The 13,834-nt window shown below is 62.4% G+C and carries 8 protein-coding genes; 6 read left to right on the top strand and 2 right to left on the bottom strand.

Translation table 11 applies throughout. The features are described from left to right. Positions 1-254 precede the first annotated feature (254 nt). Both J7396_RS21605 and J7396_RS21600 read right to left on the bottom strand, forming a co-directional pair. A complete protein-coding gene (locus tag J7396_RS21605) occupies positions 255-1,082 on the bottom strand; it encodes an alpha/beta hydrolase (protein ID WP_209262097.1) in 828 nt (275 codons plus the stop codon). 46 nt (positions 1,083-1,128) lie between these two features. Then, on the bottom strand, positions 1,129-2,715 hold the full coding sequence (locus J7396_RS21600) for a GMC family oxidoreductase N-terminal domain-containing protein (RefSeq protein WP_057681768.1): 1,587 nt from the start codon (positions 2,713-2,715) through the stop codon (positions 1,129-1,131). Positions 2,716-3,318: 603 nt separating this feature from the next. Here J7396_RS21600 and J7396_RS21595 point away from each other — a divergent pair. The 6 genes from J7396_RS21595 to J7396_RS21570 all read left to right on the top strand — a co-directional run bounded on the left by J7396_RS21595 (position 3,319) and on the right by J7396_RS21570 (position 12,918). Further along, on the top strand, positions 3,319-4,527 hold the full coding sequence (locus J7396_RS21595; protein WP_228734071.1) for a cytochrome P450: 1,209 nt from the start codon (positions 3,319-3,321) through the stop codon (positions 4,525-4,527). A 60-nt stretch (positions 4,528-4,587) separates the two neighbouring features. Beyond that, complete coding sequence (locus J7396_RS21590) at positions 4,588-5,202, top strand: LuxR C-terminal-related transcriptional regulator (RefSeq protein ID WP_244669812.1); 615 nt, start codon at positions 4,588-4,590, stop codon at positions 5,200-5,202. A 119-nt stretch (positions 5,203-5,321) separates the two neighbouring features. Beyond that, positions 5,322-8,276, top strand: a complete 2,955-nt coding sequence (locus J7396_RS21585) for a sensor histidine kinase (protein ID WP_244669810.1) — start codon at positions 5,322-5,324, stop codon at positions 8,274-8,276. 38 nt (positions 8,277-8,314) lie between these two features. Continuing rightward, positions 8,315-8,917 (top strand): response regulator transcription factor, encoded by a 603-nt coding sequence (locus tag J7396_RS21580; protein ID WP_008575732.1) that lies wholly within the window; start codon positions 8,315-8,317, stop codon positions 8,915-8,917. Positions 8,918-9,056: 139 nt separating this feature from the next. Beyond that, complete coding sequence (locus tag J7396_RS21575) at positions 9,057-9,443, top strand: hypothetical protein (RefSeq protein WP_008575730.1); 387 nt, start codon at positions 9,057-9,059, stop codon at positions 9,441-9,443. A gap of 421 nt (positions 9,444-9,864) precedes the next feature. Continuing rightward, a complete protein-coding gene (locus J7396_RS21570) occupies positions 9,865-12,918 on the top strand; it encodes a sensor histidine kinase (RefSeq protein ID WP_209262095.1) in 3,054 nt (1,017 codons plus the stop codon). Positions 12,919-13,834: the final 916 nt, after the last annotated feature.

Here is a 13,834-nt window from a genome sequence, read left to right as displayed (position 1 = left end):
TGCTAGGGTGTTTTTGTGTCGGCTTGCCACGTCGACGAGCGGGTGGTCACGCTCCGTGCCGTGGTCGATGACGACTTTTGTTCGATCTTGTGACCAGCCACTCGCTCTGCGACAACACGGGTGAGGGACCGATCCCGTCGCCAGCCCGATCCGACCACGAGGTTTTCGAATGAACCGCATTGTCGAGTCTGCTTCTGTGGTGCGTGGCCGTCGCCGATGGTCGGCGACGGTCCCGTTCGCCATCGACCTTGGCGTCAGCCTGTCTTGGCGCTGCTCTTGGCTTTGGAGGTGGACTTGGCTTTTGTCGCAGCACCACGCGCTGCGCGGTCGATCACTTCGGACACGGTCTGCGCCTGCGTGATGAACAGCGCGTGGCTTCCCGGCACGGTGGTGATGTCCGCGCCGATGCGCTTGGCCATGTGCAGCAGCATCGCCTGGTCGAACGCCTTGTCCTCGGTGGCGATCACGGCCCAGCTCGGTTTGCTCTTCCAGGCCGCATGGTGCAGCCGCTCGCCGAATGCGGACATCTTGATCGGCACCTGCGACGCGGCCATGAATGCAGCGTCGGCGTCGCTCACATCATTGGCGAAACCGGCCTTGAAGTTGGCCGGGCGCACGAAGCCGAAGCCGTCGGGCCGGGTGTCGATCACGAACTCCGGCGTTGGTGCGAAGCCCTGGTACAGCTGCGCGGTGGTCTCGCCGGCATCGGGCGCGAGTGCAGAGACGTAGACCAGGCCGACGACCTTGTCGTGCACGCCGGCTTCGCTGATCACCGTGCCGCCCCAGGAGTGTCCCACCAGGACCGTTGGGCCGTCTTGCTGATCGAGCGCGCGCCGGGTGGCCGCGACGTCGTCGGCCAGCGAGGTGAGCGGGTTCTGCACGATGGTCACGCGATAGCCGCGCTTGACCAGGCGCTCGTAGACGTTGCGCCAACCGGAGCCATCGGCGAAGGCGCCGTGCACCAACACGACATTGCGTGCAGCATCGGCCGGCAGCGCTTCAGCGGGGGCAGCGCCCTGGGCAGCACTCATGGTGGCGGCAGCCATGGCGGCTGTCAGCAGTAACGGGAACGGGAAGCGCATGGTGAATCTCCTTGGTGAACGAGCGTGGTTGAACGAGTGAAGCGGCTCAGAGGCGATGGGCCGCTTTGATGATGTCGGCGGCGCGTTCACCGATGACCACGCACGGGGCCATCGTGTTGCCGCTGGTGACATTGGGCAGGATCGAGGCATCGGCGATGCGCAGGCGGTCGATGCCGTGTACGCGCAGTTGGCCATCGACGACGGAGAGGGCATCGCGGCCCATTCGCGCCGTGCACCCCTGGTGCCAGAAGGTGATGGCGGAGTTGCGCAGGTATTGGTCCATCTCCGCACCCGAGAGCGGCCCGGGCATCGCTTCGCGCTTCAGTAATGCGTCGAACGCCGGTGCATGGGCAAGCTCCCGGGCAATGGCGACGCTGGCACGCGCCGCCCGTAGATCGTCGGGGTGGGAGAGCGTGTTGGCGTGGATGCGCAGCGGCGCGCCCGGATCGCTACCGGTCAGGTGCAAGCTGCCGCGGCTCTTGGGATGCGACAGTCCGGCGAACACCATCCAGCCGTGGTCCGGCACGCCCATGTGCGCGGTTTCGGGCGTAGCCACCGGAAATTCCAGCTGGCAGTGGAACACGTCCGGTAGCTGCAACGCCGGGTCGGTCTTCCAATAGAGCGTGGCTTCCGAGCCGCCATACTGCGCAGCGATCGGCGCCCTGGATTCGAAGATGCAGCCGAAGGCCACATGGTCCTGATGGTTGCGGCCAACGCCCGGCAAATGCTGGACGACGTGGATGCCATGGGGACGCAGTTCCGATTCGGGGCCGAGCCCGGACTGCATCAGCAGCTTGGGTGTATTGATCGCGCCCAGCGACACCACCACCTCGCGGTCGGCCATGAACCGTTGGCGACGATCGCCAACGATCGCTTCCACGCCCACCACCGAGTGGCCGTCGAACAGCAGTCGGCTCACCTGCGTCTGCAGCAGCACGGTCAGGTTCGGCTGGTGGCGCTTGGGCCACACGTAAGCGCGAAAGATCGACGCGCGGCTGCCGTCCTTGACGATCAGTTCGGTCAAGGCGACGCCGCCGCGGCCTTCCATCATCTCGCCATTGGGACTATCGAACGTCGGCAGGCCGGTCGATGCGGCGGCCTCGACCATGGCGCTGGCAACCGGATGCGGATCGCGTGCGGTTTCGACATGGACCGGGCCACCGCTCCCGCGTCGCAGCGGATCGGCAATGCCCTGCCAGTCTTCGATGCGGCGGTAGACATCCAGCACCGAGCGATAGCTCCAGCCCTCGTCGCCGGCCTCCTGCGCAAAGCTGTCCCAATCCGCCTGGTGGCCGCGTGCCCACACCATCACGTTGATGGCCGAACCACCGCCCGCCACCTTGCCCATGTTGAGCGGAATCGCGCGATCGTTCAGATGCGGATTGGGCTCGGCAACGAATTGCCAATCGCGCTCGGAGCCAAGATTGAGCGGCCATTGGGTCGGGGTCATCACCTCCGGAACCTCATCGCTGCCGCCAGCTTCGAGCAGCAGAACCTCGACCTGCGGATTTTCTGCCAGCCGCGCGGCGAGAGCGCTGCCGGCGGGGCCTGCGCCGCAGACGATGAAGTCGTAATGACGTGTCAGTTGCGGTGTATCGGCCGTCAATCGGAGTGGATCGAAAATCATTGGCATCTCTTGAATCCGGTAGAGAAGCGGCAACGCAGTGCCTTTGCGCTTCCGAAAAGGGTGGGGGATGCATGCATGGCGCAAGCCAGCACGGCGCGATCCTGTCGACTCGGCGCATGCGCCAGGCAATTCCTGCGCTAGAGCGATCAAGGACTCTTGATGGCGGCAGCACGGCCAAGGCACAAAGGCGCGGCATCACGCCGCATGTCGATGCCGCTTCGGATACTGCAAGCGCACCACGACAGGTCGGCCGCAGCAGTATCTGCACTGCGCGTGCCGAGCGATATTCGATATTCATCGTATGAAGCGCGAGGCGTACGGTATAGCGCGCGTTACTCCAAAGGGGTAAATCGACCGCGCGACTTCCGGGCGACGCGACATCCTTTGCGTGCGCACTACCATGCGCGTCCGCTGCAATGCCGCTGCCATCGGAAAAGAGGCGCACGTGCGGCCCGCCTTGTCGCACAGCCCTACAGGCTGTCTTAGTGCTCGCGTCGTTTCCAGGTCGACACGCGTTCGCCGCTGGTATCCCTCTGGCTCTTACCGACGGTGCATGCAGCACTGTCCAATCGAAGTGGATTCCCTCGCATTCCCCCACACGAGATGATCATGCAGCAACCTCTGAAATGTACGAGCGCCGAACTGCAGGCCAACCCCCAGATCGTATTCGCACGCTTGCGTCCGCTGACGCCCGTCCTGCAGCGCGACGACGGACTCTATGTCGCGATACGTGCGCAGGATGTGCAGCAGCTGCTCGTCGACCCGCGAACCAGGCAGATGGAAACCGAGATCGCCACCGCGCGCGGTGTCACCGATGGTCCCTTGCTCGAGTTCCTGAAGCACACCATGGTGCTGAGCAATGGAACGGCACATCGGAACCGGCGCCTACCGCTCGTTCAGGCATTTGCATCGCGCTTCGTCCAGGACGTACGCCCCTACGCGCGTCGCGTTGCCGAACAACTGATCGATGCGCGCTACGACGCGGGCGCAATGGACGTCATCGGCGACTTCGCAAGCTGGCTTCCTGCGCGTGTCATTTGCCACATCCTGGGATTGCCCGAGACGGATATCCCGGCCTTTACCCGTTGCGTTTACAGCTTGTCACGCGCGTTCAATTCCACCTTTACCCCTGACGAAGTCCCCGAGCTACAGCAAGCTTCAGGCGAGCTCGATGCCTATGTGCGGGGCTTGATCGCCCACCGTCGGCGTCACCCACGCGAGGACTTCATCACCAGCTACATTGCTGCCAGCGATGCATCCGGGCAGCTCTCCCAGACCGAAGTCGTGGCGCAATTGATGTCCATCCTGCTCGCCGGGAGCGACACCACGCGCAGTGCACTTGCAATCCAGACCTCGCTCTTACTGCAGCATCCGGAGCAGTGGCAAGCGGTCTGCCGCGACTCAGCATTGATTCCGGCGGCAGTACGCGAATGCCTGCGTTATCAGCCGGCGGTGGCATCGGTGCCGCGTATCACGTTAGAGGACATCGTGCTGGATGACACCTTGGTGCCTGCAGGGAAGATCCTGTCTTTGTCCACGCTATCTGCACTACGTGACCCGGCGCTGTATGCGGAACCGGAGCACTTTGACATTCATCGCACTGACGCTCCCAAGCGCCAACTCGTATTCGGCGGTGGTGTCCATCGCTGTCTCGGTGAGGCATTGGCCATGATCGAGCTTGAGGAAGGCCTGGCTGCAATGGCGCAACGGCTACCGGACATGCGATTCGACGGCAATCCGGTCGTGGTCCAGGGTGGGTTCGGCATTCGGACCGCGCAAGACTTCCGCGTCAGCTGGGGCAGTGCCCGGACGGGTTGACGCATCGCGTAGCGAAGCACTCACTGCCGATCCGATGCTCGGCTATTACCCTAAGGTGCAATGCAGTTGCTGGACTTGAGAGCATTGTGGGGGCGGGGACGCGCAGTTACGGTAGTAGGCGTTCCAACGGGACCCATCCGCATGCAACAGCCTCCTCCGATCATGTTCGTCCTGGTCGATGCCAGCCGCTGGCAAACACCAGGACTTCCGCTATCGTGCGGTGAGGTGGCCGCCCGGCGCGATGCAGCAGTCAAGCCGGCCATGCTGGTGATGGGGGATGGCGCACACGCCCCCTGTGTGTTGTTGCGATCGGACGATCTCGATGGCATCGATGCGCAGCTCGACGAGTGGATCGTGGCGACGGCGACCAGGTTCGCGGACGCAATGGCGCGCTACGCAGCATTGACGCCGCGCGAGCGGCAAGCATTACAGCTGGTCACCGATGGCCTGCTCAATAAGCAGGCTGCCGCAGCCATGGGCATCAGCGAGGCGACACTGCAGATCCATCGCAAGCGTGTCATGGATAAAATGGGTGCGCGTTCGTTTGCCGAGCTGGTGCGCATTGCCGATCTGCTGGGCCTATCAGGCGATGCTTGCCACCCTCCCGCGCCTCCCGACCGTCACAACGCACGGGTCCCACCTCGTCCACGCCGGCTTGGCGCACGCGCGGCGTGAGCGTGTCTCGTGCCCCAGCGTTGGCATTTCGGCTTGTGCTGGGGTGGGCACTGACGCTGTGCGCATGTCTGCCGGCATTCGCACAGCTGGCGGAGGTCCCGCTTTTCCAGTTGCACCAGATGCACTGGACGGTCCAGACCGGCGCGCCAAGCGGCATGATCGCCATGACCCAGACGCGCGATGGCTATATCTGGGTTGTCGCCAGTGGAGGCTTGTTCCGATTCGATGGGGTCAAGTTCGAACGCGTCCAGCAGGTTGCCGGCGTTCCTTTGCCGACATCGCAAATCTATGCACTGTGGGCAAGGCCAGCGGGGGGCTTGTGGGTCGGCTATCTGTTCGGCGGCGCCAGCTTCATCGGTGAGGATGGAACATCGCAGCACTATTCCACTCAGGATGGCTTGCCACCTAACACGGCGATGAGCTTTGCCGAGGATGGCGGCCGCATGTGGATCGGGACCTCACGCGGCTTGTTCCGGTTAGAAGGCGGGCGGTGGACGCAGGCGGAAACGGCCTGGCAGTTTCCGCCGGTGCAAGTCAACCAGCTGGAACTCGACGGCGCGGGCACGCTGTGGGCTTATACGGACGATTCGCTGTACTTTCGCCGGCGTGGAGAGCGTCACTTCGAACTTGGCCTGAGGCAGGCGAACCATACCAAATGGAGTTACTTGCTGAAATCGCCGGATGGGCAGGTCTGGTTGGCGCAGCATCGATTAGGGCTCAGTGAACTGAAAGCCCCACAGGTCGGAAACGCATTGGCAATGACCTGGCAGAACTTTCCAGAGTCTGCCGCTGAGCTGCTGGTATTGATGATCGACCGCGATCGCATGCTTTGGCATGCGTCCTCCAATGGCCTCAAGCGGATTCCACTGCTCCGGCAAGACCGCACGGCAACACAGAGCACCCCGGCGAGCAAAGATGTCACTGCCCCCATCCGTCTGTTGGGCGAGACGCCGATCGCGCTCATGCAGGACCGCGAAGGCAACGCCTGGGTAATCTCTGATGGTGGGTTGTCGCGATTTCGTAGCTCTGCCTTCTTGCGAGTTGGGCTTGAGCGCGCTTCACGCGGTGCGGCATTGACTGCAGCGGGAGATGGCTCGATCTGGGTCAGTGATTCGGACCATGGACTGCACCGATTACGGAACGGATTAAGACAAGAATCGCTGCCGTCGTCCCATGAGAACTTTTCAGCCCTGCACCGGGATCACAACGGCACCTTATGGCTGGGTGGACGCCACAGTTCCATTTATCGCAGCAGCAGCAAGGGACTTGTCGAATGGCGTCCCCAGCACACACACAAAGCCAGCGGCATCCAGGCGATTGCCAGCCAGAAGGATGGCACGCTCTGGGTGTCGGTGATCCGGGGAGGCGTGTACCGGGTCGTCGACAATCGCTGGATGTTGTGGGGCGGGTTGGCCGCGTTGCCGCGCGAGCCGGCGACATCGATGACCGTGGATGCAGCTGGGCGGCTCTGGCTTGGCTATGTGCACAATCGCCTGGCGGTCGTCGATGGCGACCAAGTTAGGGTATACAGCGCTGCGGATGGGTTGGCGACAGGCCCGGTGCAGGTGATGGCCGTGTCGGGTCGCGATGTCTGGATCGGCGGCGAAAAAGGCCTCGCTCGTTTCGATGGCAAGCGGTTTCACTCGGTACTCAACAGCGAAGGACTTCGGTTCGGCAGCATCGCCGGGCTCATCCAGCGGGCAGGGGGGGAACTGTGGTTGAACACCAGCGATGGCGCGGTCTTCATCGATGCAAATGAAGTTCGCAATATCGTGGCAAACCCGGCACATCTGGCAAGGTCCAGGCTGTTCGACCACAACGATGGCTTTCCAGGAGCCGTACAGCTCCTGAGCACATGGCCAACTGCCATCGAAAGTACTGATGGACGGTTGTGGTTCACGACCTCCAGCGGCGTGGTTACGCTTGCGCCGGGGCCACTGCCACGCAATATGGTGACGCCCAACGTCTACCTAAAATCCATCACGGTGGATGGCCAGCGCACCAGTATCGAAGGACAGAGTCGCTCAGTGATAGCGCTGCCTACCAAGCCGCGGGTGATTCAGCTCGCCTATACCGCACCCAGTTTCACCATGCCCGAACGCGTGCAGTTCCGCTATCGCCTAAAAGGATCGGCCATGGGCTGGGAAGACGTAGGCACCAGGCGCGAGGCCTTTTTCACCGGTCTGCGCCCCGGGAACTATCGTTTCGAGGTTGTTGCAGCAAACGAGTCGGGGGTTTGGAACAACGCTGGCGCAAGCGTGGACTTTGTCGTTCCGCCCACCTTCGTGCAGTCACGCACCTTCCTGGCCCTGTGCATTGCAGCGATCGCCTGCGCCCTATGGGTGCTGTTTTTCCTGCGCATGCGCCAGGTCAAGGCAAAGCTACAATGGCGAAGTGAGGCGCGATTGTTGGAACGCGAGCGCATCGCACGCGATTTGCACGATACGTTTCTGCAGGGCGTGCAAGGGCTGATGCTGAGATTTCAATCGGCTGCCGAACGGATACCGGACGGAGAGCGCGCACGCGAACTGATGGAAGATGCGTTGGATCGCGCGGACAGAATTCTGGCCGATGGTCGCGACAAGGTGGCTGAATTGCGCACTTCGGTCTGCATGGACCTGCCGGATGCATTGGCGATGTCCGGAAGCGAACTGGCGCGCGATTATGGCGTGGCCTTCCAGGCCTCGGTGGAGGGCACCCGACGCGCACTGGATCCGCTGGTTCTGGATGAAGCCTTCCATATCGGCAGCGAAGCGATGGCCAATGCCTTCCGCCATGCGCGTGCCACCCGCGTGCAGGTCGTCACCGTTTTCGGGCGCCGGCAACTTGAGATACGCGTCAGCGACGATGGATCTGGCTTCGATCTATCGGGAGTCAAGGATGGGCACTGGGGCCTGAAAGGCTTGCGCGAGCGTGCCGCCAGGGTGCGCGGCAATCTCAGCATTTCGAGCAAACCGGGTGTTGGGAGCACCGTGCAATTGCAGCTGCCTGGCAGCTGGGCGTATAAAGACGCCCGAAGACGGCGCTGGAACTGGCGCAAGCTCCTTGGCATGCATCAGGAGGACCCGACGTGAATCGGGCTAGAGACACCTCGCCAGCGTTGATTACCGTCATGGCCGTTGACGACCATCCGCTGCTGCTCGACGGCATCAAGGCCGCGTTGAGCGAGCAGCCGGACATCGCCTTGATCGCCGAGGCCACAAACGGCCGCGAGGCGATCGAACAGTTTCGCGTGCATGGGCCGGACGTCACGCTGATGGATCTGCAGATGCCTGGCATGGGCGGGCTGGAAGCGCTGCGCGGCATCCTCAGCGAATGGCCGGAAGCGCGCATCGTGGTTCTGACCACCTACCGCGGCGACGCGCAGGCGATGAGCGCGCTCAAGAGTGGAGCCAGGGGCTTCATGCTCAAGGGAATGATGCGCAAGGAATTGCGCGATACGATCCGCGCAGTCCACGCAGGGCGGCGTGTGGTGCCTGCGGAAATCGCTATGGAACTGGCACAGCATGCCGGCGAGGACGACCTGTCACCACGCGAGATGGAAGTCTTGCGAGAGCTGGCGCGTGGCAACGCGAATCGGGAAATCGCCGAAAGCCTCAGCGTCACCGAGGGCACGGTGAAAGCGCATATGAAGCGCATCCTGTCCAAGCTTGGTGCCAAGGACCGTACGCACGCGGTGTTACTCGCCCTCAAACGCGGCATTCTCGAGGTGTGAATCGGGGCGATCTTGCGTCGCCTGCAACCCATCGGTCACCAGAACAAGATGGAGGCAAGGCGAAGGGGCCTTGCTCTGCAAGACGACTCCACCTAGGCGTGAGGGCGGCGCCTGACGGTCAAAGGCATAAGGAAAGATCATGGCGCTGCGTTGGTTATTGCTACTGCCGATCCTCTTGGGCGGCTTTCTCATTGCCGGCGTCCTCGGCAGTCTGTCGACCGCAGTGGTTGGCGTCTGGCATCTTCCTGGCGCAGGCTTCAGCGCCGCGCTGGCGGTTGTCATTCTTGCCTATGTCGCTGCGCCTGCAGTCAAGCTGCAGACCGCGCTCTGCGCGCTGCTGCTCGGCGGCGGCGTCGCCTGGTGGTTGCTGGAACCCTCGTTTTATCCAGAAAGCTACCGCGATCGGGGGGCCTATATGCCGACGCATCTGCCTCTGCTGGCGACCTGCCTTGGCGGACTGCTTGGACTGTTTACCGTGCTTGTCCATCACCAGCGGCGCCGTGTCGCGCATCGAACGCCAGGCTGATCAGGGCCATTCAATGCGCCCCCATGTCGACCAGGGCGAGGTGGACATGCCTACCTACGGAGAGTCCGGTCACGTCGGCATGCTTTGCTTTGAATTACAACGCATCTGACACTGCCTCGCCAACGTTGAGGCGGTGAACCACGCACATGCCAGGTGATAAACGATTGAGCTGGAGATGGTCGACCATGCCCGACTCACTGGCTTTACACGGGTAACTCTTGCAATCTTGCAATGCGCTTGAGCTTGCTATCAAGTCAAGGGCTTTTGGTGATATCACGTAATCCGGCGGCATGAGATACAGTCACGCAGCCCGTGACGCACAGAAGCGCTTTGGCCATCACCGCGATCGACGCGAGAGGCCAGGGCTGCAGAACGCTCTCCGATTCGGAGTGGGCCTGGTCTATCCACCCTGAGATAGGAGATGGCGGCGTTGCGTCGTCTGACACCCTTATGGATGCGCTTCATCCTGCACTGCTGCATCGCGGGCGCAGGATTGCTGTTTGCGCTAAATGCGCATGCGCTCGACCGCGAGCGCAACCTCGCGCAGCTGCATCATACCGCCTGGACTGCGCGCGATGGCGCGCCGAGTCAGGTACGTGCGCTTGCCCAGACCAGTGATGGCTACCTGTGGATCGGTGGAGCAACCGGCTTGTTCCGCTTCGATGGCGTGACCTTCGAACGCTACGACAGCATTGGCGGCTCGCAGCTGCCGTCGCCCAATGTCACCGCGCTGCTGGCGACCCGAGAGGGCGATCTCTGGATCGGCTTTCGCAATGGCGCAGTGGCCTGTCTCCGAGACAAGACCTTGCAGGTGTATTCGGGCAAAGATGAGCTCCCACCCGACATCGTGTTCGGATTCGCACAAGATCATGACGGGGCTATCTGGGCCGGCACCGCGCGTGGTTTGGCTGTCCGCGAGGGCAAACGCTGGAAGACGGTCGGCGTAGTGCAGGGCTTTCCGGAAGGCGAGCGCGCGCGGGTGCTGGGCGTCGATCGGACGGGCACGCTGTGGGCCGCCGGCATCGAGAAGCTGCTGTTCCTGCCGCGCGGCGAGCAGGTCTTCCGGGATACGGGCCAGCGATTGAATGATGCCGCTCAAATCGCTCAGGACGCAGCGGGACGCCACTGGATTGCCGAGACAGCGCGCGCGGTGCGGCCGCTCGCGTTGGCAAGCAGCGGCCGTGTCGGCAAGGACGAAGAAATCTGGGTGGGGTCGCAGGCCATCACGTTCGACCGAGATGGCGGGCTGTGGATCGCCACCGTGGGTGACGGCCTGCGCAGGATCAGCCACCCCGAACAACCCAAACCGGCTTCCAGGGTCGAGGTGTTTACGCAAGCAAACGGACTCAGTTCGGATTTGCTGATTGCCGCCCTGGAGGATCGCGAAGGCAATCTTTGGTTTGGCAGCGATAAGGGAGTCGATCGTTTCCGCCATGGCGATGTTGTACCGGTGAGCATACCTGGCGGACACGCCGGGTTCACCCTGATGGCGGGAGAGGGCGGTGATATCTGGGCTGCCAGCTTCTCGGCCAGACCTCTGCTGCAAATCCGCGGCAACGCAGTGATTTCGCATGCGCAGGTCGTCAATATCGACAGTGCCTATCGTGATCCCGTCGGTGCCATTTGGTGGCCAGGATATGTTGGTCTCTGGCGCTACTATCAAGACCGTTTCGTGCTGATGCCCTGGCCCGCTGGTGTGCGTGGAGGCGATTGGTTCTTGCACACGCTTCACGGCGATGGCAGTGGAGGACTGTGGGCCGACATCGGAGGCCATGGGTTCAAGCACTTCCGCGACGGCAAATGGGAAGACACCACACCGGGCGGATATCCTGCAGGCGCCACAAGTGCGGTATTCGAAGATACCCAGGGGCGCGTCTGGCTGAGCACGCTGCCCGATCGCTTGCACCGCATCGAAGGTGGCAAAACCCATACCTATACGAGCGAACAGGGGCCTCAGGTGGGCCGGGTGATGGCGATCGGTGGCCGCGGACCTCATCTTTGGGTTGCCGGCGAACTCGGACTGGCGCTGTACCACCAAGGGCGCTTTTCCAAGATTGTTTCCGCAAAAAATGACACGTTGGGCAGCATTTCTGGCCTGGTCGAAACTGCCTCTGGCGACCTATGGCTCAGCGATGTGCAAGGGGCGATTCGCATACCGGCTGCAGAAGTCTCGCAGGTGCTCGCTAATCCGACACATCCGGTGCGTTACCGAAGGTTCGACTATCTCGATGGCTTGCCTGGCGCCCCGCAGATGGCGCCGACCAACTTCACCGTAGCCGAAGCCAGCGATGGGCGGGTGTGGTTCGCCACCGACAACGGTTTGGCCTGGATCGATCCCAACCGCTTGCACCACAATCCGTTGCCACCGCCGGTGTATCTGCATGCTGTGGAGGTGGATGGTCGTCCGTTTTTGCCCGGAGCGTTGCTGCAATTGCCCGTCGGTGCACAACAACTACGCATCGCCTACGCCGCGCTGAGCCTTTCGATTCCAGAACGGGTGCGGTTTCGCTATCGGCTCGAAGGCGTCGATCAGGGTTGGCAAGACGCCGGCACGCGGCGCGAGGCGATCTATACCAATCTGCGTCCTGGCCACTATCGATTTCGCGTTCTTGCCGCCAACGAGGACGGGGTCTGGAACACGCAGGGTGCAGCGATGGAGATCCAGATTCCACCGCCCTTCTATCTGACGAGCTGGTTCTTGACGTTATGCGTGCTCGTTGGAGCCGGGCTGCTTTGGCTCATTTACCTGCGCCGACTGCGGGTTATGGAGGCACGCTTGCAGGCGCGGCTGGCCGAGCGCCATCTCGAACGCGAACGGATCGCGCGCGAACTGCACGACACCTTGTTGCAGGGTATCCAAAGCCTGATCCTGCGCTTCCAGGCGGCGATCGAAAAACTCCCCGTGAAGGAGCCGGCACGCATTGCGATGGAGGGCGCGCTCGAGCGTGCCGATGATGTGCTGAGCGAAGGGCGTGATCGCGTGCAAGGATTGCGCGCCGCTGCCGCGCCGGTCAGCGACTTTCCGCAGGCGTTGGCCAGCGTGGGCGCTGACCTGATGCACGACGCTGCACCGAACTTCCAGATGCGCGTCGAAGGTACGCAGAGACCGCTCGATCCACTGGTACATGACGAGATGTTCGGCATCGGACGCGAGGCCCTCATCAATGCGTTCAACCATGCACAGGCGGGCACCGTAACGCTCGAACTGCATTACGGCGCCAAGGCGTTGCGCCTGTGTATCAGTGATGATGGCCGCGGCATCGCGACCGAAGTGCTTGCCGCGGGCGTGCGGCCCGGTCACTGGGGATTGGCCGGCATGCGCGAGCGCGCTGCACGCATCGGTGCCACGCTCGCATTTCGAAATGGCGTTGCCACCGGTACCGAAGTGGAACTGCACGTTCCCGCAAAAATTGCGTATCGGCCTGCGGTGGCCGGCTGGCGAGGTTGGTTTGGCCGCATGGGTAAAGACCGATAGTTCCATTTTGGAGACAGGATAAACATCCTGCTCAAGAAAAAATCCAGCTCCTCTCGCAAGGGCCGCAATGAGGCTTTGCGCTGTTGAATTGCGAGAAAAACTAGGGTGATAAGCCTTTTCGACCGGAAGCGCATGACGGACCCTATTTCCAGGCAATCAGCCAAGAGTGGAGGGGCGACGCGACGAATATCTTGCTTGGCGCCGCGCTCCGCCTCGACGGTGGCGGCCTCGCGAACAGCGGATGCTGACGACGAAGGGGATTAGGGATGTTTATTTGGGGTAGGGAAGGGTAGCTTCCGACCCCAATCAGAATCTATCAGGCGAGTTGATCTGAAGACGACGTTATTTGGTCGTGGCCGTGGCCGTGTCGGACCCATGCCTTCGTGACGCTTGAGCGGTGCGTTCCTGCCGACGCTCACAGGCCTGCTTATCCGGCGCGCCAAAACGTCAGTGCAAGTGGCTCCGGGCAAGCTCGCGAGCTGCGCATGACCGGCGCGGGTCAGCACGATCGCCGCGCCGCTGCTCGGCCTATTGGGGGCTCAAGGTCAGTCCCCAGCAAGGGATGGCTCTAGCGTCGGCTGGTGAGCAGTGCGAATGAATCTGTATCTCAAAGCGCCAACGTCTTGTCCTGCGATCTTGCCGAAGTGCCGCTCTCGCTGCTCGCCAAGATCCATGACGACGACCTTGACCAATGACTGCTGAACCGCTTTTCGTTTGGCGTTCCGCCTACGCACCGAAGCCCGGATGTCGGTGGCATTCGCATGCCAGAGCAATCCGCGCAGCCGGCGTTCTGGGATCCGTTCGCCGCTCGGTGCACCAGATCGCGGTCGGCAGGCAAGTCTTGATCCAAAGCCAGATCCAGCGGAGCGGCAACCGCACCGCCCTCAATGTCATTTCGCATAATGTATAGAGGGTG

It is taken from the genome of Xanthomonas sp. A1809 (assembly GCF_017746015.1).
GTDB lineage: Bacteria > Pseudomonadota > Gammaproteobacteria > Xanthomonadales > Xanthomonadaceae > Xanthomonas > Xanthomonas euvesicatoria.
This window is presented reverse-complemented; position numbering and strand designations above follow the sequence as displayed.